Genomic DNA, 23577 nt, shown 5'->3' on the forward strand with positions numbered 1-23577 from the left:
TTATAAAAACGATATGCAAGTGTCATAACGCAAAACGAGCCACAACAAGATTTTTCAGGTCTGTTATAGCTCGTTTCTGTATCATGGGGTCATCTATCCGATAGGTTATTCACTCAATATTCATTAACGGATAAACAACAGTTCTCTGTACTTGGGAAGCGGCCACATCTCGTTGTCGATCATCAGCTCGAGCTTGTCGATGTGGTAGCGAATCTCGTCGAGATGCGGAGCCACGGTGTCGTGATAGGCAATGGCTTTTTCGCGCTCGTTCTCAATCTTGTTGGCCACCTTGCGGGCCTCGACCATGGTGTGAACCTTCTCCTTGATGGTGAGCAAGTGGTAGGCTATCTTCTCGATTACCTCCATGTCTTGCGTAGCAATCTGCTCGCTCTTCTCGGCCGGGAACAGACTCTTGATTTTGAACACGTTGTCGAGCAGGAGCGACTGATACCGTGTGGCTACCGGCACGATGTGATTGATGGCCAGGTCGCCCAGCACACGGGCCTCAATCTGTATCTTCTTGGTGTAGATTTCCCACTTCACTTCATTGCGGGCCTGCAGCTCTACCCGGGTAAAGACGTTGGTCTGCTCGAACATCTTCACCACATCGTCTTTCAGGTAGTTGTCAAAGATAAGCGGCACACTCGTTTCGCAATCGAGTCCGCGACGCTCGGCCTCGGCCTTCCACTCGTCGCTGTATCCGTTGCCGTCGAAGCAAATGTCTTTGCTCTCGTTGATAAGCTCCTTGAGAACCGTGAGGATGGCCTGTTCTTTCTCCTTGCCTTCGGCAATGAGGGCATCGACCCGTTGTTTGAACTCCTGCAACTGAGAGGCCACGGCAGCATTCAAGGCAATCATGGCGCTGGCACAGTTGGCCGACGAACCTACGGCCCGGAACTCGAATCGGTTGCCGGTAAAGGCGAAGGGCGATGTACGGTTGCGGTCGGTATTGTCCATCAAGATTTCGGGAATCTGGGCAATATCCAGTTTCAAGCCCGACTTGCCGCTCATGTTCAACACATCTTCCGAAGTGCTCTTGGCCAGTTTGGCGAGGATTTCGCTAATCTGTTTGCCCATGAAGATGGAGATGATGGCCGGGGGAGCCTCATTGGCACCCAGACGGTGACCGTTGGTAGCCGACGAGATGCTGGCTTTCAACAGACCATTGTATTTATAGACGGCAGCCATTACATTGACAATAAACGTAATGAACTGCAGATTCTCTTTGTGTGTCTTACCGGGGGCAAAGAGCAACACGCCGGTATCGGTGCCCAGCGACCAGTTGTTGTGCTTGCCCGAACCGTTTACGCCCTTGAAAGGCTTCTCATGCAGCAACACTCTGAAGTTGTGCCGACGGGCCACTTCGCGCATAACCGACATGAGCAGCAGGTTGTGGTCGTTGGCCAGGTTGGTCTCTTCGAAGATAGGAGCAACCTCGAACTGGTTGGGAGCAACTTCGTTGTGACAGGTCTTTACCGGGATACCCAACATGTGGCACTCGATTTCGAGGTCTTGCATGAAGGCTTCGACGCGAGAGGGAATGGCTCCGAAATAGTGATCTTCGAGCTGCTGGTTCTTGGCACTCTCGTGTCCCATAAGGGTGCGACCCGTAAGCACCAGGTCGGGACGAGCGGCATAGAGGCTCTCGTCGACCAGAAAATACTCCTGCTCCCATCCCAGATAGGAGTAGACGTGGTTGACATGCTCGTCGAAATATTTGCAAACGGCGGTCGCCGCTTTGTTTACACTGTTCAATGCTTTCAGCAACGGAGCTTTATAGTCGAGCGATTCGCCGGTATACGATATGAATATCGTGGGAATACACAGCGTTTTGTCAAGTATAAATGCAGGCGAAGAGATATCCCAGGCCGAGTATCCCCTAGCCTCGAAGGTATTGCGGATACCGCCATTGGGGAAACTCGACGCATCGGGCTCCTGCTGGATGAGCAGTTTGCCCGAGAACTCCTCGACTACACCGCCTTTGCCGTCGTGCTCGATAAAGGCATCGTGCTTTTCGGCCGTACCGTCGGTGAGCGGGTGAAACCAGTGGGTATAGTGCGTAGCACCCATTTCGAGGGCCCATTTGCGCATGCCGGCAGCGACGCTATCGGCTACCTCGCGGCTCAGCGGAGTGCTGTTGTCGATCGCCTCGATTACGGCTTCGTAGGTCTTTTTGGGCAGATACTTGAACATCTTCTCCCGGTTGAAGACATATCGTCCGTAATACTCAGACGGTCTCTCCTTCGGATAATTGACGGGGACTGCTTTCCGACTAAAAGCTTCTTTCGTCACTTTGAATCTTAGCATTGACATAGTTGAATGTATTAGGTTTAGTTTGTGTTATTTCTTGTTTACAGCTTCCAGTTTTGAATACGCGAAATAGCCTCTACCGTATCCTCGTATCGTCCGAAGGCCGTCAAGCGGAAATATCCTTCGCCCGAGGGGCCGAACCCTACTCCGGGAGTACCTACGATATGACACTCGTGCAACAGACGATCGAAAAACTTCCACGAAGATAATCCATCGGGAGTCTTTACCCAAATATATGGAGCATTATCTCCTCCAAATATTTTCAACCCGACATTCTGAAGCGACTCTTTCAAGAGCCGGGCATTGCGCATATAGTACTCGATAGACTCTTTTATCTGCTTGTTACCCAGCGGACTATATGCAGCTTCGGCAGCTCGTTGCACAATATAGGAAGTGCCATTGAATTTGGTTGTCTGCCGGCGGTTCCACAGCGGGTTCACCATCACCTTTTTGCCGGCTGCGTCGTAGAGTTTCAATGCCTTGGGCACTACGGTATAGCCGCAACGCAGACCGGTGAAACCGGCTGTCTTGGAAAAGCTGCGGAACTCGATGGCTACCTCTTTGGCACCCTCCATCTCGTAGATGCTGTGCGGAATATCTTCGTCGTGAATGAAAGCCTCGTAAGCCGCATCGAAGAGAATGAGCGACTCGTTTTCACGGGCATAGTCGACCCACTTTTGCAACTCGGCTTTCGACAGAGCGGTTCCCGTGGGATTATTGGGGTAGCACAGGTAGATAATGTCGGGGCGTTCGGCAGGCAAAGCGGGTACGAAATTGTTCTCGGCCGTACAGGGAATATACACGATTTGGCTCCAGTGCTCCCCATCGCCGGCCAACTCGCCGGCTCGACCGGCCATCACGTTGGTATCGACATAGACGGGATAAACCGGGTCGGTCACGGCCACCCGATTCTTCACACTCAGAATATCGCCGATGTTACCCAGGTCGCTCTTGGCACCGTCGCCGACAAAAATTTCGTCGGGATCGAGTTCAACGCCTCGCGTTCTGAAGTCGTGTTCGATAATGCGCTCCTGCAGGAAACGGTATCCCTGCTCGGGACCATACCCCCTGAAGGTCTCGGCACGACCCATCTCGTCGACTGCCTTGTGCAGCGCCTCGATGATGGCCGGGACGATGGGCCGCGTCACATCGCCTATGCCCAGGCTGATGATGCGGGCCTCGGGGTTCTGCTCCTTATAGGCGTTTACTTTCTTCTTTATATCTGAAAACAGATAGCTCTCTGCGAGCTTCAAATAATTTTCATTAATCAATACCATATACTTCTATTATTACCGTCGGGCCATTCACCCTCAAATACGGTGACGGCACCGCCAGTCATGTAAATTCGATTGTTTTGTTCGTTCCACTCGATCGACAAATCTCCACCCAGCAGATGCAACTTGGCCCGGCGGTCAGACTTGCCATTCAGTACGGCAGCCACCAGCGTAGCACAAGCGCCGGTTCCGCACGCCAGAGTCTCGCCGGCCCCGCGTTCCCACACGCGCATTCTCAGGTGTTGTGGCGACTGCACCTCGACAAACTCGACATTGGTGCGCCGCGGGAAGAGTTCGTGATGCTCGATCAGCGACCCGATGTGATGTAGGTCGTAGCGGTCCATGTCGTCGAGAAAGATAACCGCATGCGGGTTACCCATCGACACGCAGGTGATGGCAAAACGATTCCCCTCAATCTCGAGAGGTTGCGATACGACAGGACTCTCCGAAAGATTTACCGGTATATCGGGAGCCGACAATATGGGCTCACCCATATCGACCGTAACCTGTTCGACCTTATTGTCTTGAATATGCAGTGTGAGGTGTTTGACGCCGGCAAGCGTCTCGAGAGTCAACTCCTTTTTGGTGGTCATCCCCTTGTCATATACATATTTGCCTACGCAGCGCGAAGCATTTCCGCACATCTCGGCTTCACTGCCGTCCGAGTTAAACATCCGCATTCTGAAGTCACAACTCTCCGAGGGCATGATAATCACCAATCCGTCGGAGCCCACCCCAAAATGCCGGTCGCTCATCTGTCGGGCCAACTCGCCCAAGTCGGCAGGCAACGGTTCAAATCCATTCAGGTAAATATAGTCATTGCCTGCACCTTGCATTTTCGTGAATCTCATAAGAACACTCTTTTTGATACAACATTTCGGTTTTCGAAAACTAAATGCAATTATTTCGTTGCAAAATTACCCTTTTTGACAAACATACTTACAGATTGAAAGTATAAATATTGTATAAATACATTTATATATTATAAAAACAGCAACACATTTAACTACCCTCCCGTACAGCCGATGCACAGTTCGAAAATTTATTTTTACAATCTGGCGGTAAAACCTGCGGAATAGGGATTTTTTTCCTATCTTTGCATGGTTTTCACGATAGAAATCCACCCTACTTACTTAAGCTAATTACTAATACATATATAATTCTATCGTAATGCAAACAACAAAAAAGGCTTCTCTAATCCTGGATGATGGTACCGTATTCGTCGGGAAATCATTTGGCTACGAAAAACCTGTTGCCGGCGAGGTCGTCTTCAACACCGCAATGATGGGCTATCCCGAAAGCCTGACCGACCCCTCCTACTCCGGACAAATCTTAGTGACCACCTACCCGCTTATCGGAAATTACGGAGTGCCTCGACGTGAAGAGGTAAATGGATTGTCACGATTCTACGAATCGGAAAAAATCCACGTCGAAGCGCTGGTCGTATCGGACTACTCGTTTGAATACAGCCACTGGAATGCCGCCAAGAGTTTGGCCGACTGGCTGAAGGAAGAAGAGATTGTGGGTATCTACGACATCGACACCCGCGAGTTGACCAAGCGATTGAGAGAGCACGGCTCCATGAAAGGCAAAATCGTAATCGAAGGCGGCGACGACATCGAGTTCGTAGACCCCAACCTTACCAATCTGGTAGCCAAGGTGAGCTGCAAAGAGGTGATTCGCTATGGAAACGGCGATAAGAAAGTGGTGCTGGTCGACTGCGGCGTGAAGCACAACATCATCCGCTGCCTGCTCAAGCGCAACGTGACCGTCATTCGCGTGCCCTGGGACTACGACTTCAACACGCTCGAGTACGACGGCCTGTTCATCTCGAACGGCCCGGGCGACCCCGACATGTGCGGCATTACCGTAGACCACATACGCCAGGCCATGAACGGCACGAAACCCATTTTCGGCATCTGCATGGGCAACCAACTGCTGTCGAAAGCCGGAGGGGCCCGCACCTACAAACTCAAATACGGACACCGCAGCCACAACCAACCGGTGCGCCAGGTGGGCACAAACCGCTGCTTCATTACCTCGCAGAACCATGGCTTTGCCGTAGACAACTCGACTCTGGGAGCCGACTGGGAACCGCTCTTCATCAACATGAACGACGGTACCAACGAAGGGATACGTCACAAATCGAAACCCTACTTCTCGGCCCAGTTCCACCCCGAGGCTGCCAGCGGTCCTACCGACACCGAGTTCTTGTTCGACGAATTTGTAAAACTGTTGTAAACCCGGAAATACCATACCTATGAACCAAGAAGAGATTAAAAAAATAAAGAAAGTATTGCTGTTAGGCTCCGGAGCCTTGAAAATAGGTGAAGCCGGTGAATTTGACTATTCCGGGTCGCAGGCCTTGAAAGCCCTCAAAGAGGAAGGCATCACGACGGTTTTGATCAACCCCAACATCGCCACGGTACAAACCTCGGAGGGTGTGGCCGACAAGATTTACTTCCTGCCGGTTACCCCCTACTTCGTCGAGCGGGTTATCCAAAAGGAGCAACCCGACGGCATCCTGCTGGCCTTCGGCGGGCAAACGGCTCTCAACTGCGGTGTACAGCTCTATCAGGCCGGCACGCTCGAGAAATATAACGTGAAGGTATTGGGTACGCCGGTACAGGCCATCATGGATACCGAAGACCGCGAACTCTTCGTCAAGAAACTCGACGAAATCGATGTCAAGACCATCAAGAGCGAGGCCGTCAACTCGATTGAAGATGCCGTTCAGGCTGCCGCCGAACTGGGCTACCCCATCATCATCCGGGCTGCCTATGCGCTGGGTGGATTGGGCAGCGGTTTCTGCGACAACGAAGAGGAGCTGCGGTTGAAAGCCGAAAAGGCACTGTCGTTCTCGCCCCAGATTCTGGTAGAGAAATCGCTTAAAGGCTGGAAAGAGATTGAATACGAGGTGGTGCGCGACCGCTACGACAACTGCATCACGGTATGTAACATGGAGAACTTCGACCCGCTGGGTATCCACACGGGCGAAAGTATCGTGGTGGCTCCGTCGCAAACACTCACCAACAGCGAATATCACAAATTGCGCGAACTGGCTATCCGCATTATCCGCCACATCGGCATCGTGGGCGAGTGTAACGTGCAGTATGCCTTCGACCCCAAGTCGGAAGACTACCGGGTAATCGAGGTGAATGCCCGTCTGAGCCGCTCGTCGGCCCTCGCCTCGAAAGCTACGGGTTATCCGTTGGCCTTCGTGGCTGCCAAACTGGGTTTGGGCTATGGCCTGTTCGACCTGAAAAACTCGGTCACCAAAGAGACCAGCGCCTTCTTCGAGCCGGCTCTCGACTACATTGTCTGCAAAATACCCCGTTGGGACCTGGGCAAATTCCAGGGCGTAGACCGCGAGCTGGGCTCCAGCATGAAATCGGTCGGCGAGGTAATGGCCATCGGCCGCACCTTCGAGGAGGCTATCCAGAAAGGTCTGCGCATGATTGGCCAGGGCATGCACGGCTTCGTGGAGAACAAGGAACTGGTTATTCCCAATATCGACAAGTCGCTGCACGAGCCTACCGACAAACGTATCTTTGTCATCAGCAAGGCCATGCGCGCCGGTTATACGGTAGACCAGATACATGAACTGACCAAAATAGACTGCTGGTTCCTGCAAAAACTGATGAATATCGTGCGCACGGCTCACGACTTGGAAGAGCTCGACGAGTCGATTACCCGCGCCGAGAATCCCCAGGAATACTACGACCTCATGCGTCGGGCCAAGATACAGGGCTTCTCCGATTTCCAGATTGCCCGCGCCATCTGGAAGGAAAAGATGGAAGACTGCCACATGCAGTGGGTGCGCCAGTTCCGTAAATCGCTCGGCATCGTCCCCGTGGTGAAACAGATCGACACGCTGGCCGCCGAGTATCCGGCACAGACCAACTATCTGTACCTGACCTACAGTGGCATCGCCAACGATGTGAAGTACCTGGGCGACCACAAGTCGATTGTGGTACTGGGTTCGGGTGCTTACCGCATAGGCTCTTCGGTTGAGTTCGACTGGTGCGGCGTGCAGGCCCTGAATACCATTCGCAAAGAGGGCTACCGCAGTGTAATGATCAACTACAACCCCGAAACGGTATCGACCGACTACGACATGTGCGACCGCCTCTACTTCGACGAGCTGACCTTCGAGAGGGTGATGGATATTCTCGAGCTCGAGAATCCTCACGGCGTAATTCTCTCGACCGGCGGACAGATTCCCAACAACCTGGCCACGCGCCTCGACGAGCAGCACGTGAGCATATTGGGCACGACGGCCGACAGCATAGACCACGCCGAAGACCGACACAAATTCTCGTCGATGCTCGACTCGCTGGGTATCGACCAGCCGCGCTGGCGCGAGCTGACCTCGCTGGCCGACATCTACGACTTCGTGAAAGAGGTGGGTTACCCCGTGCTGGTTCGGCCCTCGTATGTGCTCTCGGGTGCTGCGATGAACGTCTGCTCGAACAACGCCGAGCTGGAACAGTTTCTGCAACTGGCCGCCAACGTATCGAAGAAACACCCGGTCGTAGTGAGCGAGTTTATCCAGCACGCCAAAGAGATCGAGATGGATGCCGTGGCCCGCAATGGCGAAATCATCATCTACGCCATCTCGGAGCACATCGAGTTTGCCGGTGTACACTCGGGCGACGCCACCATACAGTTCCCGCCGCAAAAGCTCTATGTCGAGACCGTGCGACGCATCAAGAAGGTGGCCGGGCAGATAGCCCAGGCGCTCAATATATCGGGTCCCTTCAACATCCAGTTCCTGGCCAAGAACAACGACATCAAGGTAATCGAGTGCAACCTGCGTGCCTCGCGTAGCTTCCCGTTCGTATCGAAGGTTTTGAAAATCAACTTCATCGAGCTGGCCACGAAGGTGATGATGGGATTGCCGGTAGAGAAACCGGGCAAAAACGAGTTCGACCTCGACTACGTAGGCATCAAGGCCTCGCAGTTCTCCTTCTCCCGTCTGCAGAAAGCCGACCCCGTACTGGGTGTCGACATGGCATCGACCGGCGAGGTAGGCTGTCTGGGACTCGATACCAGCGAAGCCATCTTGAAAGCCATGCTCTCGGTCGGTTACCAGATTCCGAAGAAGAACATCCTGCTCTCGACCGGTAGCGCCAAACAGAAAGCCGACATGCTCGAGGCGGCCCAACTCTTGCACGAGAAGGGATACAGCCTCTTTGCCACGGGCGGAACCCATCAGTTCCTCACCGACAACGGTATTCCGGCCGTGAAGGTATACTGGCCCAGCGAGAGCGACCACGAGCCGCAGGCCCTGGAGATGCTGCACAACAAGCAGATAGATCTGGTGGTGAACATTCCCAAGAACCTGACGCAGAAAGAGCTCGACAATGGCTACAAGATACGCCGTGCCGCCATCGACTTCAACATCCCGCTCATCACCAATGCCCGGTTGGCTTCGGCCTTTATCGAAGCCTTCTGCAGCCTGAATATCGTCGATATTCAAATCAAGAGCTGGGACGAATACAAGTAATGTAAGAAAACTCTGAACCGCATAAAAGCGCGACCTTCAATCGGGAAGGCCGCGCTTTTTTATTATCCCTTTTTTGTACAAAAAGAATAAATTATTATCTTTATGTTCATGATTCAGAGGAATCGTTTCATACGATTCCCTGAAACGACAAATGCCTTAATCAAACACAACACGGTAGCAAGATGAGAAAATTTATTTATGCGGCTACGCTGTTGCTCGCCCTTGCAACAGTCGAGACAAATGCACAAAATTTCATGGACCGGGTACACTTCGAATTCTCTGCCGGAACAGGAATGGAAAATAAAGGAATAACGCCCGTTGACTTTTCATTCAAGTCTCAGGTAGAGTTTGTCTCTATCGCCTATCTCTTCGTTACCGCAGAAGACAACATTTCCCTGTATAAACATGAAGGCGTCAAAACCTATTATAATGGAGTCAGCATAGGCGGTGGCCTGGGTGTAAAACTGCTTGACAGTGTGAAAAGCATCCATGCCCTCGATATACGGGCCAAGGCATTGAGCAGTGTGGGCTGCCCCTCGTGGAAACGCTCGAGCTACGATGTATCGTTGGCCTGGTATCTCAAGTCGTACAGGTTCTCGCCTGTCGTCGAGTTGGGTTACCGGTTTATCGATTCGCACACCTCGGGGCTCGACAATTGCGGGAACGTCTTTCTCTCCATCGGATTCAGATACTGATAACGGCTATTTGCGAGTCTTGTACGAGAGGATATGCCACGACAAGGCCACGGCCAGCAGCACGAAGAGCAAAGCGAGCCACCACACCCGGGCCACAAACAGGGCACAGTAGAGCAGCGTAATCCACACCAGCGATACCGAGATGACTTTCACCCGCAGCGGTATGGCCTTGTGCTCGAGGAAGTCGCTGATATAGGGTCCCAGCCGCTTATGATTCAAAAGCCACCGGTAAAGCCGTGGCGAACTGCGCAGCCACAGCGCGGCCGACAGTAACAGAAAGGGCGTGGTAGGCAACAGCGGCAGGAAGATACCGGCTACACCCAAGCCGAGAGAGAGTCCGCCTAAAAAGATATAGATAGCTTTCACGGTGCAAAAATACAACAAAACCCGAAGCCGGAAAGAATAGCCGAGAGAAAACCTGCACGAACCGATAACCGATTGCTCGGGGTGCAGCGTTCCTCAAAACGGGATACCCCTCTCCTGCTCCACAACCTTATAAACAAGCAAGAGGGAGAATCTGTTGGCTCCATTGTCCTCAGACTCTCCCACACCTTCATCGGTTTTCAGTCGTATCAATTTCTGTTCAAGATTCCGGAATCCTTATCCCGGTTCTGCATTTTCAATTTCACGCCCGATTCAGACTGGCCAAATGAGAAGTTATAAACGAGATTGACATATACCATATTGGCATTGTTGACGATTCTTTCGGTTTCCGTCCGTCGCAGAAGCGATGTTCCAGATACGGATGTGACCTGTTTCCAAGAGTCATAGAACGGGTATCTTATACCACCGGTGAGGGTCAGGTTTTTAATGGGTTTATAAGAGAACTCTACCGATGCCATACTGGGTATATTTCTCGTCGTCTGTCCGATAAGGGATTTCTTCTGAGTTTGATAGAACACCTGCAATCCCCATTGACGATAGGCAAGATATACCGAGGGTATGATGGAATAGCCCGTATGGTCCCATTTCGAGGCGCCCCATTTATTTATCTGATGGAACACTTCGGAGTAGAGTCTCAACCTGAGCATATTGTTGGCGAATGGATACCACTGTAAAAAAAGGCTGACTTTCATGTTCTGTGCATAATCCAGATTCCCGAATGTTTCGATGATGTTTGTATGATCCGATTGGAAAATCGGGGCGATAGCATCTTTTGTATATGAATACCCCACTTCTGCATTGATTACCAACTTCTTGAACCCTTTGAAATAGGAGACTGAAAAATCGTGGTTGTTGCTTGGCGTCAAACGGGGGTTCCCGACAAAGATGTAATTGGGATCTTTATAATATGGATTATAAGTCAACGAAGAGACTGACGGGTTTTCGGTATTTATTTCATAATTGAACATCAGGTCGGAGCTCGGGTCTATGAAATACCCCAATTTCACCTGAGGACGGAAATAGGTGAAGTTGTAGGTCTTGTTTTCGATGGTGGTAAATATGTTGTTGTTTACACCAGCGCTGATGCTGTAATTGAATCTGTCGCCCCACATGCCGGTTATTCCCAGATAGGAATAGATCTCATGGGCCGTTATCTTGTTGTTCGACGGTAAGTTGTTCTGAATGCTGTTGTTGTACATGTATCGGGCCCCTGCATACAGATTCGCCGTTTTCATTTTGTAGGTATACAACGCTTCTCCAATAACCGAATACTTGTCGGTATGTATTACCGTCGCCGTTTCAAAGTCGGGTTCTGCTTCCTGTAATTCCTGATACTCATAATCATAATCCGATTTGTAGTATGTACCGACGAGATTCACGATAAGTTCGTGTTTGGAGCCGAACGATTTACTGAAATACATATCCATGACCTGACTGATGTATTTGTCTTTATCCTGACTCTCCCCTGTTTTATGGGATTCCTTGCCGTCCACGCTTGACAGAATGTCCTGCACCGATGACCGTCTGCGATTCAATGAGTTGAAGGAGAGTTTTGCACTGAACAGATAGTTGTCTGCTTTTGCATTGTTGAAGCTGATTTCGGCCATCTGCTGCTCATAAGCATACGGGCTGTTGCGCCCGCTCTTTCTCTTTTCAAAGTCTGTTCCGCCGACGGAATAGGCCATTTCTTCGTCCAGCACCCTTTTGTTGTAGTTCCTGTAATTGATATTGTATGTCACACCAATCTGCGAATGGCCCCAGTTGTATTTGAAGTTGACGACATTGTTGCCAAATCCTGTGGTCACGGCATTCTGAGTATTGACACCGACCGACCCTCCATTCTGTTTTTCCCGGGTCACCACATTGATTACAGCCCCCAGCCCCATGTTGGAGTATTGGACGGGCGGTTGGGTGTAATAGTCGATTTTGGCAATATCCTCAGGCGATATGACAGACAAGTCTATCGGCGTTGATGGTATGCCATTGATCAGAATCTTCACGGCCTTGCCATCTACCGACGAAACACTTTGGTCAAGAACTTGAATCTTGGGCAGGAACTCCAACGCCGACAATGCACTGCTGTATCGACTCTTTTCGGCTGAGGTCAGTCTATACTCCTTCTTATCGGCAAACCGTTTTACCAGGCTGGCAGACACGACTACTTCGTCCAAATCGAGGGGCCGTTCTTTCAGGATAATAAGCCCGACATCTGTATTCCCGGCTACCGCGATTTCCGTAGAGTAATCTTCATAACCTAAAAAAGAGATGTTCAATATATATTTACCATCGGCTATCTTCTCCAGTTCGAATTGCCCGTTCCGATTGGTCGTGCCCCCTTTACGGCTTGATGTATTGTGTTCCTGATACAGCCTCACCGAGGCTCCTGCAACAGGACTGTTCACCGAATCTACGACCACACCTCTTACCCAACCTTGTGCCCAAGCCGATACCGGAAACAGTATTCCTAAAAGAGTCGCAACGATTGTTCTCACCTTCTTCATAATTTGCCGTTTTTTGCTGACAAATATATGAGCAAGGCGATAAAAGGCCGTTATAAAAGAGCTGACATTTGGCTGACATTTAGCCAACAATATGCTGATAATCAGCTCTTCTCCGTTTTGAACACATAAAAATGCCCCTTTTCTGCCTCAATCTTCACATTACATGCTTTTCCCAAAACCGGCTTTATCCGGCGAACCAATGTATAAAGAGTATCGCGAGCATCTTCTTTCCCGGGCCAAAGCGTGTGACATATCTCTTCCACCGACAATCGATGACCGTCTGCCGCTATAAACATCTGCATCAACCGATGCTGCATTGGAGTGAAATATATCTCCTGCCTCTTCTCATCCCAAAAACGATTTGAAGATTTGGAAAAATGCAATGTCCCTACGGTTATTGTTTCCGGCTCAACCGAATAACAGTCAAGCGATTTCGTTCTCAAATACATCAGTGAGAATGCGCCCCATATCAAACTGAGGAGAAACAGGATAGAGGGAATCTTTTGTCCCGACATGCCAAATATCGCGGCCTTCGAACAGTTAGGATAGGCTCGGATATACAACCGCTCGTCACCCACCTTGTAACTCATCGTATCGCTGCAAAAGGTTACATTGCTGGGGGCCTCTGTACAAATCGACAGATAAGAGGTCTCTCTCAACTCGTCTATTTTCAATTTAGACCTGAAAACCCTCAATGTATCGACCGTAATGTGGTCGGCGTTTTTATCTAAAATAGTTTGTGCCAAAGCCTGATTTACATCTGCTATAATATTCTCTTTGGTGGTTGCATAATTTCCAAAGCCCAACACGAGAGACGGAAGCATCAATGAGAAAAAAACTACAATGGCTGTTATCGGTTTCATATTGTCCTTTTTCATGAGGTATTAGCATTTACAAATATAGGAAAAGTCGAAAGTAGAAAAACAAGCTCGCTTGATTTTTTATGCTGAGACGCACCCTATATTCTACAAATATAGAGAATATCGTCATCAAATACCTGCATGCCACGAGCAATTTTATGGACTTGTCGGCACAAAAAAAGGGAGCACTCACTTGGAGTACTCCCTGTTATAGGATGTCGGAAGAATTGCGGGATTACATCATGCCGCCCATTCCACCCATACCGGCAGCCGGCATGGCAGGAGCAGGATTCTCTTCCTTCTTATCGGCGATTACACATTCGGTAGTCAAGAACATACCGGCGATAGAAGCGGCGTTCTCAAGAGCTACACGAGTTACTTTGGCAGGGTCGATTACACCGGCTGCGAAGAAGTTTTCGTAAGAATCGGTGCGGGCATTGTAACCGAAGTCGCCTTTACCGTCTTTTACGCGTTGTACTACTACGGCACCTTCTACACCGGCATTAGCGGTGATTTGACGCAACGGCTCTTCGATGGCGCGTTTTACGATTTCGATACCGGTAGTCTCGTCTTCGTTGGCACCTTTCAAGCCATCCAAGGCGGGAATACAACGGATGTAGGCAACACCACCACCCGGTACGATACCTTCGGCGATAGCGGCTCTCGTTGCGCTCAAGGCATCGTCTACACGGTCTTTCTTCTCTTTCATTTCTACTTCAGAAGCGGCACCGATATAGAGAACGGCAACACCACCAGCCAATTTGGCCAGACGCTCTTGCAGTTTCTCACGATCGTAGTCGGAGGTAGTCGTTTCGATTTGAGCCTTGATTTGAGCTACACGAGCGGCGATAGACTCTTTGCTGCCCATACCATTGACGATAGTCGTGTTCTCTTTGTTTACGGTAACCTTCTCGGCACGACCCAACATTTCGATAGTGGTCGATTCGAGTTTCAAACCTTTCTCTTCGGAGATAACGACACCACCGGTCAATACGGCAATATCTTCGAGCATCTCTTTACGACGGTCGCCAAAGCCAGGAGCCTTCACGGCACATACCTTGAGCGAACCACGCAAGCGGTTTACAACCAGCGTAGCCAGAGCCTCGCTGTCTACATCCTCGGCAATGATGAGCAGAGGACGACCCGTCTGTGCAGTAGCTTCGAGTACGGGAAGCATATCTTTCAGAACCGAAATCTTCTTGTCGTAAATCAAGATGTAAGGCGTATCCATTTCGCACTCCATCTTCTCGGTGTTGGTTACGAAATAGGGCGAAATGTAACCGCGGTCGAACTGCATGCCTTCTACAATATCGACAGTCGTGTCGGTACCTTTGGCCTCTTCGACGGTGATGACACCCTCTTTCTTAACCTTCTTCATGGCCTCGGCGATGAGTTGGCCTATTTCGCTATCGTTGTTGGCCGAGATGCGGGCAACCGATTCGATTTTCTCGAAGTCGTCGCCAACCTCTTGAGCCTGCTCTCTGATGCCTTCTACCACTTTGGCCACGGCTTTGTCGATACCACGTTTCAAATCCATGGGGTTGGCACCGGCAGCCACGTTCTTAAGACCTACGTTTACGATAGCCTGAGCCAATACGGTAGCCGTAGTCGTACCGTCGCCGGCATCGTCGCCCGTCTTCGAGGCAACCTCTTTAACCAACTGGGCACCCATGTTCTGGAACGGGTCTTCCAGTTCAACCTCTTTGGCAACCGTCACACCATCTTTCGTGATGTGGGGAGCACCGAATTTTTTCTCGATGATGACGTTGCGGCCTTTAGGACCCAGGGTGACTTTAACGGCATTAGCCAACTCGTCTACACCTTTTTTCAGCTCTTCGCGAGCCTGAATATTGAATTTAATTTCTTTAGCCATAGTTCTTTTTCCTTCTAAAAATTAAACATGAAACGCATTAAAGGATAGCCAAAATATCCGACTGTCTCATAATCAGATATTTCTCGCCGTCCAGTTCGATTTCGGTGCCCGCATATTTGCCGTACAAAACGGTATCACCGGGTTTAACTACCATTTCCTCGTCTTTGGTACCATTGCCGATGGCTATTACTTCACCTTTGAGGGGTTTTTCTTTGGCCGAATCAGGGATAATAATACCGCCGATTGTTTTCTCTTCTGCAGGAGCTGGAAGCACCAATACTCTGTCTGCTAACGGTTTAATTGTCATGGTTATTTATTTTAGTTATACTTTTATTTTTGTATTTTTATCTGTACAAGAAGTGCAGACACTGGTGATACAGCCAATTTCATGCCAAACGATATATTGGCTCGAAATATGACAAAACGTCACCTTTGCGTATAACTCGAAGTGAATGAAAACTGACAAAGATTCCTGTCGGCCCGGAGTGCCTCGAGGCTACAACCCGAATCAAGAGGGTATGGCGATAAGCGGAGTATCGGTGTGGAACAGCATCTTATGGGCGATACTGGGGTTGAAGAGGCGGGCAAAGATGTTGCGCTTGCGGTTGGGCACCACCATGACATCGATCGATGCCTCCTGGAACAGGCGCTCTACGTTGTCGAGGAAATTCTCCTCGCCGAGTATCTTGTAGTCGATTTCCCGACCGGGATAATGCGACTGACAGTAGTCGCGTATGCCGGCCAGCTTTATCTCGGTCCAGGCATCGCTTTTCTCGGTCAAATGGAAGAACCGTATTCCGAACGAATAGTTCTGGAACAGGCGCATGAAGGTGTCGAGCGAGATTAAATCCTGCTGGTCGAAGTTGGTAAAGAAGGCCACATTCTTAATATCGCTCACATGGGTATGCGTGAATCCCTCGGGTATGGCAAACACCGGGAAATTGCCGTTGTCTACCACTTCGGCCGTAACGCTTCCTATCAGGTCTATCTCCTTTCGGGTCTTTCCCCTTGACCCCATAACAATGAGCGACGGGTTCAACTCTTTTGCCATCAGGATGATCGTATCTTCAGGCACCCCTTCACATACCCTATATATAAAGGGGACCTGAGGGATGGCGCCCTCGACCATCAACTGGTGCAACTTTTCACAAAAGGATGTCATCTCACGATTGGCCTTTGCAAATAATAGTTTATGTTCTTCACTTTCTTTCAATTCATGACTGATCGTCTCGGCCAACGAGAGAGACCCCATGGAGAAAGGAGACAAGAAGGTATGAAGCAATACGACTTCGGCCTGATGGGCCTCCGCAAAATCGAATCCCAGCCGACAGGCCAACAACGAATAGTCGGAGAAATCAATCGGGATAAGGATTCGGTTTTTCTGCGGTTTTTCCGAGACTTCCGATTTACCGAAAACCGGATCGGTCTCTAAAATCTCGAGGGCGTGAGGCAAATCTTTTTCGTGGATTCGCACTCGCACCCCCGGAGAAATGACTGGTTTCAACAGATTGACATTCTGAATGGCGACGGCTATACCCTGGCTCTCCAAAATGCCCTTTAAGATGAGAGCCTTCGGATAGGTGTGAATGGCCAGTGTGATTAAGCGGTCTTTCTTCATGGTCGATCTGTTTATTTAACTATGATTTATTTCTTATTGTTTTCTTCTTCCAAAATACGAATAGCCATATCGTAGATTTGTGTATTGTCGAGCACAACGATACCGCCGTCGGGTCCCGGTTCGATATGAAGACCACAATTTTTCCCAAATGAATAATTGGTTCCTCCAAAATAGTTACGCACGGTTTGGGTGGTAACATTCAACTCGTCGGCTATTCTATGCATGGAACCATCGGGCAAACTGTCTTTGATGCGACGAAGTTCGTTAAATGTGATTGTCTTAGTCATAAGGGTAATGGTTTTTTATGGTTAATTATTCGGTTAATTGTACTCTTTTGAATACGCAATAAATTTAAGTTCTATTTTCTTTATTTCCAAATTTTGCAGCCAAAATTTTGCGGGCTTTCAAAAATAGATTGCGACGAGTGCATAGACCGAGATAGCTACCACGCTCAAATAGATGACCGTAGTCGCAATCGCAATACCGGGGTCTTTACAGTAAGGCGACTGCCGTTGTGGCAAGCGGTGCCGCTGCCACAGCATGTAGCGGACTCTCTTCCACATTATATATATGAGTAAGGCAATGACGACACCGGCTATCGTACCGGCCAGAATGTCGCCTGGATAGTGTACCCCCAGATAGATGCGCGAGTAGCAGTTGACGGCTGCCCACGCAAGGCCGGTTATGGTAAAAAGCCGGTTGCGGAATATCAGCGCCAGCAACACCACGGCTCCGAAACTGTTGGCGGCATGGCTCGAGATGAAGCCGTAGCGCCCTCCTCTGTACCCGTTTACAATCTGTACAAGAGGTGAGAAGTCGGGGTCTTGTGCCGGCCTGAACCGGGCGAAATAGGGCTTGCACAGGGTCGAGGCAAACTGGTCGCAGAGGGTGATGGTGAGCGCCAGGGCAACCACGACGAGGGTAGCCTCTTTCCAGTTCTTCCGGAACAGCACAAAGAGCAGGGCGACTATGAGGGGTGCCCATGTGAGACGCCCCGTGTATATCCACATGAAATGATCCCAAAAGGGTGTGTGGGTATGGTTCAAAAACAGGAAGACCGTTTTATCCCACTCGATTAACTGTTCCAGCACTTCTGTCTTTCGTTTAAATGATTTCTATGGACGACGACGGCAGCCACCCGCGGTTGCCATCGCTTATCTTCACCTCGTACCAGTCGCTCACCTTGTCCAAAATCACCACCTTGGTTCCTTCGTGCAGCACAAAAAGGTCGGTACCGCCCTCCGACGGCGAACTCTTGGCCGGTACCGTAGCAGCAAACACGATAGCTTCGCTGCGGCGTTCCATCTTGTCGCTCAAGCCCCAGGCAAACCAGTTGGCCATGATGGCGACAAGCAGTATGACGATGCCGCCGAAGAAACCTATCTTCTTCAACCGCACCGACCGCGTGAAGAGGTAGAGATAGCAACCGCCCAGGAAGAGGAAGAAGGCGACGATACCGATGACAGCCCACGTGTTGGACGACAGGAAGCTGCGCATCGAGTCGATCCACACCGCGAGGAAGAAACGCCCCACGGGGTCTATCTTGTCGACAATGTGCATGTTGGCCATGTCGAGGTTGAAACGGGCATCCTCGTTACCGGGGTTCAGCAACAGCGCCCGCTCGTAGTTCAGAATAGCCTTGGCAAACTCGTTGTGCTTGTAGTAAGCATTGCCCAGGTTGTAGTAGAGGTCGGACGACACGCCCTGCTCCCGGGCCGTCTGCTCATAGAGTTCGATAGCCTTGATGTAGTCCTCCTGAGCATAGGCTTCGTTGGCCTGTTGCAGGGTCTCCTGGCCAAACATCGTCGTCACGCCGGCGACGACAAAGAGCATGTATATGATTATCTTTTTCATCTTCGTTGTGTTTTACTTTTTCACCGTATTTTCCATTTTACCGATGGCCTCGACCGTCTGAGTATAGAGCTCGTCCATAGCCTCGTCGGTCTGCGAGGGTGCATATTGGGCAAACTCGCAACGGCCCAGTATGTCGTTGAACTCGGCTATCAGTTCGGCACTGGCACCGTATTTCTCCAGCTCGGCAGCCACGTTGTCTTTGGTCAGCTCCGAATTGGGCAACCCGAGTTTATCGCTCAGGTATCCCCATACGGCCTTGAGTACCTCGTCGTAGAAGTGCTCTCGGTCGTGGTTCTTCAGGTATTTGCCGGCTACCTTCAACCGTTTCGAGGCTACCTTGTTGGCTTTCCGATTCTTCATCAGAGCCACATTGGCGTTAGCCTTGGCCTGCTTGCGGTTGATGATGACAAAGACAATGAATGCCAGAGCCGGGACGATGTACCACAACCAGTAAACCCAGTTGTCGATATAGAGGGTCGGGGTCTGTACCAGATTCATCTTGTCCAGCTTGATATAGTGAATATCCTGGTTGAGCAGCTTCAAATCCTCTTTGTTGGAGAAGTTGGTGACGGTCTTTCCTCCGCTGCCGGGAGCACCCTTGTCGACCGTAATCTCATACGCTTCGGTACGCAGGGTTTTGTAGCTCTTGCTCTTGATGTCGAAGTACGAGAACTCTACGGCCGGGATTTTGAACGTACCGGCAAAGCGGGGAATGGTGGTGTACTCTACCGTGCGGGTTCCGCTCACCCCACCGGCCGAAGCCTTCACATTCACATCGACCTTGGGGTCGTAGGTGTCGAAATCGTTGGGCAACTGCAACTCGGGGTTCTTCAGGTATTTCAAGTTGCCCGATCCCTTGATGGTCAGTTTCAAGGTAATGGCCTCGTTGGCCTTGACGTGGGTCGAGCTGATGGAACTGCTCAGCGAGAAGTCGCCTACCCCACCCATGAACGAGGCCGGTTTACCGCTGGGCAAAGGCATCACCTCGACCGAAGTGGTATTGGTGCTTACCGACCGGCTTACCCCCTGAGGCACCCGCATGGGACCAAAGGGACCGTTGACCAGTTGATAGGTTTCTACCTGAAAGTCGAACTTGCCGGGCGTGATGGTAATCTTGCCCGTACGTTGCGGGAAGAGCAGGCACTGTTTCAGCACGGCTACCTTGTAGTTTACGCCGTTGTAGTTCTCCAGACTGAACGAGGTGTTTTGCGGCAGGTCAATATCTTGTACCACAAAGCCTTCGAACGAGGGGAAACTGTAATTCTCGGCTTGTACGCCCGAAGCCTGCGTGTACAACTTGATGGTGGCCAACACGGCCTCCTGCTCATATATCCGGCTCTTGGAGAGTATCAAACGGGCAAACAGCGTCGTGTTGTCGCTGCTCTGCCCACCCGAGCGACCCGACGAAGCGCTGGCCTTGTCGGGCGGTAATACGGTCAGTTTCCAGGTATTGGTCGACAGGGTGCGCCCGTCGGCCGAGATGGTGGCCGGTGCAAAGGTGTAGCTACCCTCTTTCTCGGCCCGCAGGGTGATGACGTGGGTCTCGGTAGTCTGGCGATCGACTTTGCCGTTGACCACCGACACGCTCGTACCCGAGCTCGTACCCTGATACAACACCTTGCAACCTTTGAATTCGGGCAATTTCAAATCCTTACCCGAAGCGTTGTACAACGTGTATTCCAGTTGAAACTGCTGTCCCTGTATCACCTGCCGGGGCCCATCGACCGCAAAACGCACATTGTTGGCCCACAGTCCAGTAACACAGACCAGCGTAAAGAACAAAATCAAATATCTTTTCATCGCTCTGTTGTATATAAGTTAGACACCCCGATTACCACTCCTTGTCGGTCTTCTTGCGTTTTTGCTGCTGCATCAAAGCCCGTTGCACTTTCTCCTGGGTGTCGCGCTCGTCTTGCTGGATGGCATCGAGAATCTGTTGGGCATTCTCCCGCGACATCTGAGACTGCTGGGGTTGCTGTTGCTGGGGATTATTCTGTTGTTGGTTATCTTTCTGGTCTTGATTCTGTTTATTCTGGTTGTTCTTGTTCTGGTCCTGATTCTGTTGCTTCTGATCCTTCTGCTGGTCCTTGTTCTGGTCCTGCTGATCTTTGTTCTGGTCTTGATTCTGATCTTGCTGTTGTTTCTTCAGCAACAGTTGAGCCAACCGCAGGTTGTAGCGGGTCTCGTCATCTTTGGGATTACGACGCAGCGCATTTTTATACTCTTCGATACTCTGGGCGTAGTTTTTCTCCTGGAACGAGATATTTCCCAGGTTGTGCCAGGCGTGAGCCGTGCGCAGCGTGTCGGACGAGGCCTGCACTATCTTCTTATACTCGTTGCGCGAATCGTTCCACTTCTGCTGCTTGTACAGGGCGGCACCCAGGTTGTAGGTAGCTATCTCGGACGAAGGGTTGGCCTCCAGCGCCTTGCGGTATTCGATTTCGGCCTCGGTATATTTCTTGTCGTTAAACAGGTCGTTTCCTTTCCGTATCGAGTTGCGCTCGCTCTTCTCGTCGATTTTTTTCTCTTTGGGTGGTACGACCTTGGCCGGGGCCTCGTTGGCAGCAGGAGCCGCAGGAACTGCCTGTCCCTGAGCCGAGGCAGTCCATGCCCCACTGGCCAATATCAAACATAGTATATAGTTGATTGCTTTCATAGTGCAAATTACTTTTCTGAATTTTCGGAGAAGAAAGTTATCTTCTTCAGCCAACTGTTCTTGCGGTCGATAATAAAGAGGTCGATCAGCAACAGCACCAGGGCAATCCAGGCCAGACCCTGGAACTGCTCGTCGTATTGCGAATAGACCTTGCTCTCTATATCGGCCTTCTTCATCTTCTTTACCTCGGCCGTCAGGGCCCGCAGAGCCGCATTGGTGTTATCGGCTCTCACGTAGATACCGGCACCGGCTTTGGCAATCTCCTGCCCGAGGGCCTCGTTGAGTTTCGAGATGACCACATTGCCATTGCTGTCCTTGATAAAGTTGGTCTCGCTATCACCGATGGGGATGGGTACACCCTCGAGCGAACCGATACCGATGACATCGACCTTGATGTTTTTCTCGGCTGCAGCCTGAGCCATCTGGGCGGCATCGTCCTCGTGGTTCTCGGCATCGGTAATGACGATAATGGCCTTATCTACACTCTCGTTGGGCGAGAAGGAGTTCATGGCGGTAGAGATGGCCCGCCCGATAGCCGTACCTTGTGTAGGTACCATCGAGGGGTTGATGGTGTTCAGGAACATCTTGGCCGACACGAAGTCGGAGGTGATGGGCAACTGCGTATAGGCATCGCCGGCAAAGACGATAAGACCTATCTTGTCGTTGTCGAGTTCGTCGACCAGTTTCGAGAGCATCATCTTTGCCTTCTCGAGACGGTTGGGTGCTATATCCTTGGCCATCATCGAGTTGGAGACGTCGAGGGCAATCATGATTTCTACCCCCTGCTTCTTGACCGTCTCGAGTTTCGAACCGAACTGAGGCCGTGCCAACATGAATATGATAACAATAAATGCCAGTTGCTGAAAGATAAACTTGATCCAGGGCTTGTACTTCGACACATCGGTCATCAGCGGTGCCAGCACCGACGGATTGCCATACTTGGCCAGATTGCGGCGCGAGCGGTATCGCCCGTAGATAAAGAGCCCCCACAGCACAGGGACGAGAATCAGCAGATATAAATATTCGGGTTGTGCAAATCGAAACATAATCAACTTCTTTTTAAGGAATATTTTTCAACAACGTCTGACGCAGGAGTATCTCCAGCCCCAGGCACAAGAGTGCCAAGAGGGCCCATCGGGTATATTCCTCTTCTTTTACACTGAATTCCTTGACGGTGAGCTTGGTCTTCTCCAACTTGTCAATCTCTTCGAAGATACCTTTCAATACGTTCTTGTTGGTAGCTCTGAAGTATTTGCCGTCGGCCGTAGCCGCAATTTGCTGCAGGGCTGCCTCATCCATCTCGACCGGCATGTTCTGGTAGGTAATGCCGTAGGGGGTCTGTACCGGCGTGGGGGCCAACCCTTTGGTACCTACTCCAATCGTGTAGACGTGTATGCCGAACGACTTGGCTATTTGTGCCGCCGTGGCCGGGGCTATATCGCCCGCATTGTTGGTACCGTCGGTCAGCAGGATGATGGTCTTCGACTTGGCGGGACCGTCCTTGATGCGGTTGATGGCCGTAGCCAGACCGTCGCCGATTGCCGTACCGTCGTCGACCATACCGCAATGTACATCTTTCATCAGGTTGAGCAGCACGGCGTGGTCGGTTGTCATCGGGCACATGGTGAAGCTCTCGCCGGCAAAGATGACCAGACCGATGTTGTCGTGCTCACGCCCCGAAACGAACTGGGCAGCTACGTCTTTGGCAGCTTCGACCCGGTCGGGGGTAAAGTCGCGGGCCAACATACTGCCCGAAATATCGAGCGCCAGTACGATGTCGACCCCTTCGGTCGATGAGTTTTGCCAGTTGTCGGTCGACTGCGGCCGGGCCAGAGCAATAATCAGGAAGGCAACGGCCAGTATCCGCAAGGCAAAGTTGAAGTGGCGCAAGTATATCTTGTAGGTGCGCGGCATCTTGTCGAACGGCTGCGTAGTCGAGACCTGCAAAGGGGCCTGCATGTGCTTCTGTTTGAGGATATACCACACGACGGCCGGTATAATCAGCAACAACAGCAGCAGATATAAAGGATTCGCAAATACCAT

Annotated in this window: 19 protein-coding genes; 3 read left to right on the plus strand and 16 right to left on the minus strand. The window is 50.9% G+C overall.

Annotated features, from left to right (window positions below):
- Positions 1 to 123 precede the first annotated feature (123 nt).
- The 3 genes from NW211_RS08630 to dapF are packed head-to-tail and all read right to left on the minus strand — an operon-like array spanning position 124 to position 4435.
- Positions 124 to 2313, minus strand: a complete 2190-nt coding sequence (locus tag NW211_RS08630; RefSeq protein ID WP_258327577.1) for a glutamine synthetase III — start codon at positions 2311 to 2313, stop codon at positions 124 to 126.
- Positions 2314 to 2351: 38 nt separating this feature from the next.
- Positions 2352 to 3587, minus strand: coding sequence for an LL-diaminopimelate aminotransferase (locus tag NW211_RS08635; RefSeq protein WP_087407468.1), 1236 nt, complete (start codon positions 3585 to 3587; stop codon positions 2352 to 2354).
- Positions 3578 to 4435 carry a diaminopimelate epimerase gene (gene dapF / locus NW211_RS08640; RefSeq protein ID WP_258327578.1) on the minus strand — a complete coding sequence of 286 codons (858 nt, stop codon included), beginning with the start codon at positions 4433 to 4435 and terminating at the stop codon, positions 3578 to 3580. The genes NW211_RS08635 and dapF overlap by 10 nt, the downstream gene beginning before the upstream one ends.
- A gap of 319 nt (positions 4436 to 4754) precedes the next feature.
- On the opposite strand from dapF, the gene carA reads away from it, so the two are divergent.
- From carA to NW211_RS08655, 3 genes are all read left to right on the plus strand, one after another.
- Complete coding sequence (gene carA / locus NW211_RS08645) at positions 4755 to 5825, plus strand: glutamine-hydrolyzing carbamoyl-phosphate synthase small subunit (RefSeq protein WP_087407470.1); 1071 nt, start codon at positions 4755 to 4757, stop codon at positions 5823 to 5825.
- Between the two features lie 19 nt (positions 5826 to 5844).
- A complete protein-coding gene (gene carB, locus NW211_RS08650; protein WP_258327579.1) occupies positions 5845 to 9093 on the plus strand; it encodes a carbamoyl-phosphate synthase (glutamine-hydrolyzing) large subunit in 3249 nt (1082 codons plus the stop codon).
- 182 nt (positions 9094 to 9275) lie between these two features.
- Positions 9276 to 9788, plus strand: a complete 513-nt coding sequence (locus tag NW211_RS08655) for a hypothetical protein (protein ID WP_258327580.1) — start codon at positions 9276 to 9278, stop codon at positions 9786 to 9788.
- 6 nt (positions 9789 to 9794) lie between these two features.
- Here the strand turns inward: NW211_RS08655 and NW211_RS08660 are convergent, their stop codons facing one another.
- The 13 genes from NW211_RS08660 to NW211_RS08720 form a co-directional block, all read right to left on the minus strand.
- Complete coding sequence (locus tag NW211_RS08660; RefSeq protein ID WP_087407757.1) at positions 9795 to 10154, minus strand: YbaN family protein; 360 nt, start codon at positions 10152 to 10154, stop codon at positions 9795 to 9797.
- Between the two features lie 206 nt (positions 10155 to 10360).
- Positions 10361 to 12673, minus strand: coding sequence for a TonB-dependent receptor (locus tag NW211_RS08665; protein ID WP_258327581.1), 2313 nt, complete (start codon positions 12671 to 12673; stop codon positions 10361 to 10363).
- 101 nt (positions 12674 to 12774) lie between these two features.
- Positions 12775 to 13536, minus strand: a complete 762-nt coding sequence (locus NW211_RS08670) for a helix-turn-helix domain-containing protein (RefSeq protein ID WP_258327582.1) — start codon at positions 13534 to 13536, stop codon at positions 12775 to 12777.
- 232 nt (positions 13537 to 13768) lie between these two features.
- On the minus strand, positions 13769 to 15406 hold the full coding sequence (gene groL, locus NW211_RS08675; protein WP_087407473.1) for a chaperonin GroEL: 1638 nt from the start codon (positions 15404 to 15406) through the stop codon (positions 13769 to 13771).
- Between the two features lie 37 nt (positions 15407 to 15443).
- Complete coding sequence (locus NW211_RS08680; RefSeq protein ID WP_087407474.1) at positions 15444 to 15713, minus strand: co-chaperone GroES; 270 nt, start codon at positions 15711 to 15713, stop codon at positions 15444 to 15446.
- A gap of 201 nt (positions 15714 to 15914) precedes the next feature.
- Entirely contained in the window at positions 15915 to 17024 is a 1110-nt protein-coding gene (locus tag NW211_RS08685) for a universal stress protein (RefSeq protein WP_087407475.1), read from the minus strand.
- 26 nt (positions 17025 to 17050) lie between these two features.
- A complete protein-coding gene (locus NW211_RS08690) occupies positions 17051 to 17311 on the minus strand; it encodes a DNA-binding protein (protein ID WP_087407476.1) in 261 nt (86 codons plus the stop codon).
- Between the two features lie 117 nt (positions 17312 to 17428).
- Positions 17429 to 18115: a phosphatase PAP2 family protein gene (locus NW211_RS08695; RefSeq protein ID WP_087407477.1), complete on the minus strand. Its 687-nt coding sequence runs from the start codon at positions 18113 to 18115 to the stop codon at positions 17429 to 17431.
- A gap of 13 nt (positions 18116 to 18128) precedes the next feature.
- Complete coding sequence (locus NW211_RS08700; protein ID WP_258327583.1) at positions 18129 to 18878, minus strand: tetratricopeptide repeat protein; 750 nt, start codon at positions 18876 to 18878, stop codon at positions 18129 to 18131.
- 12 nt (positions 18879 to 18890) lie between these two features.
- Entirely contained in the window at positions 18891 to 20678 is a 1788-nt protein-coding gene (locus NW211_RS08705; protein WP_087407479.1) for a BatD family protein, read from the minus strand.
- A gap of 31 nt (positions 20679 to 20709) precedes the next feature.
- Positions 20710 to 21534, minus strand: coding sequence for a tetratricopeptide repeat protein (locus NW211_RS08710; RefSeq protein ID WP_087407480.1), 825 nt, complete (start codon positions 21532 to 21534; stop codon positions 20710 to 20712).
- A gap of 8 nt (positions 21535 to 21542) precedes the next feature.
- Positions 21543 to 22580 (minus strand): VWA domain-containing protein, encoded by a 1038-nt coding sequence (locus NW211_RS08715; RefSeq protein ID WP_087407481.1) that lies wholly within the window; start codon positions 22578 to 22580, stop codon positions 21543 to 21545.
- 13 nt (positions 22581 to 22593) lie between these two features.
- Complete coding sequence (locus tag NW211_RS08720) at positions 22594 to 23577, minus strand: VWA domain-containing protein (protein WP_087407482.1); 984 nt, start codon at positions 23575 to 23577, stop codon at positions 22594 to 22596.

It is taken from the genome of Barnesiella sp. ET7, from assembly GCF_024733785.1.
Lineage (GTDB): Bacteria > Bacteroidota > Bacteroidia > Bacteroidales > Barnesiellaceae > Barnesiella > Barnesiella merdigallinarum.

Bases quoted from the DNA above. Each gene is read 5' to 3' on its own strand.
- NW211_RS08630 (WP_258327577.1), bottom strand. From the start codon at position 2,313: ATGTCAATGCTAAGATTCAAAGTGACGAAAGAAGCTTTTAGTCGGAAA.
- NW211_RS08635 (WP_087407468.1), bottom strand. From the start codon at position 3,587: ATGGTATTGATTAATGAAAATTATTTGAAGCTCGCAGAGAGCTATCTG.
- dapF (WP_258327578.1), bottom strand. From the start codon at position 4,435: ATGAGATTCACGAAAATGCAAGGTGCAGGCAATGACTATATTTACCTG.
- carA (WP_087407470.1), top strand. From the start codon at position 4,755: ATGCAAACAACAAAAAAGGCTTCTCTAATCCTGGATGATGGTACCGTA.
- carB (WP_258327579.1), top strand. From the start codon at position 5,845: ATGAACCAAGAAGAGATTAAAAAAATAAAGAAAGTATTGCTGTTAGGC.
- NW211_RS08655 (WP_258327580.1), top strand. From the start codon at position 9,276: ATGAGAAAATTTATTTATGCGGCTACGCTGTTGCTCGCCCTTGCAACA.
- NW211_RS08665 (WP_258327581.1), bottom strand. From the start codon at position 12,673: ATGAAGAAGGTGAGAACAATCGTTGCGACTCTTTTAGGAATACTGTTT.
- NW211_RS08670 (WP_258327582.1), bottom strand. From the start codon at position 13,536: ATGAAACCGATAACAGCCATTGTAGTTTTTTTCTCATTGATGCTTCCG.
- groL (WP_087407473.1), bottom strand. From the start codon at position 15,406: ATGGCTAAAGAAATTAAATTCAATATTCAGGCTCGCGAAGAGCTGAAA.
- NW211_RS08680 (WP_087407474.1), bottom strand. From the start codon at position 15,713: ATGACAATTAAACCGTTAGCAGACAGAGTATTGGTGCTTCCAGCTCCT.
- NW211_RS08685 (WP_087407475.1), bottom strand. From the start codon at position 17,024: ATGAAGAAAGACCGCTTAATCACACTGGCCATTCACACCTATCCGAAG.
- NW211_RS08690 (WP_087407476.1), bottom strand. From the start codon at position 17,311: ATGACTAAGACAATCACATTTAACGAACTTCGTCGCATCAAAGACAGT.
- NW211_RS08700 (WP_258327583.1), bottom strand. From the start codon at position 18,878: ATGAAAAAGATAATCATATACATGCTCTTTGTCGTCGCCGGCGTGACG.
- NW211_RS08705 (WP_087407479.1), bottom strand. From the start codon at position 20,678: ATGAAAAGATATTTGATTTTGTTCTTTACGCTGGTCTGTGTTACTGGA.
- NW211_RS08710 (WP_087407480.1), bottom strand. From the start codon at position 21,534: ATGAAAGCAATCAACTATATACTATGTTTGATATTGGCCAGTGGGGCA.
- NW211_RS08715 (WP_087407481.1), bottom strand. From the start codon at position 22,580: ATGTTTCGATTTGCACAACCCGAATATTTATATCTGCTGATTCTCGTC.
- NW211_RS08720 (WP_087407482.1), bottom strand. From the start codon at position 23,577: ATGGTATTTGCGAATCCTTTATATCTGCTGCTGTTGTTGCTGATTATA.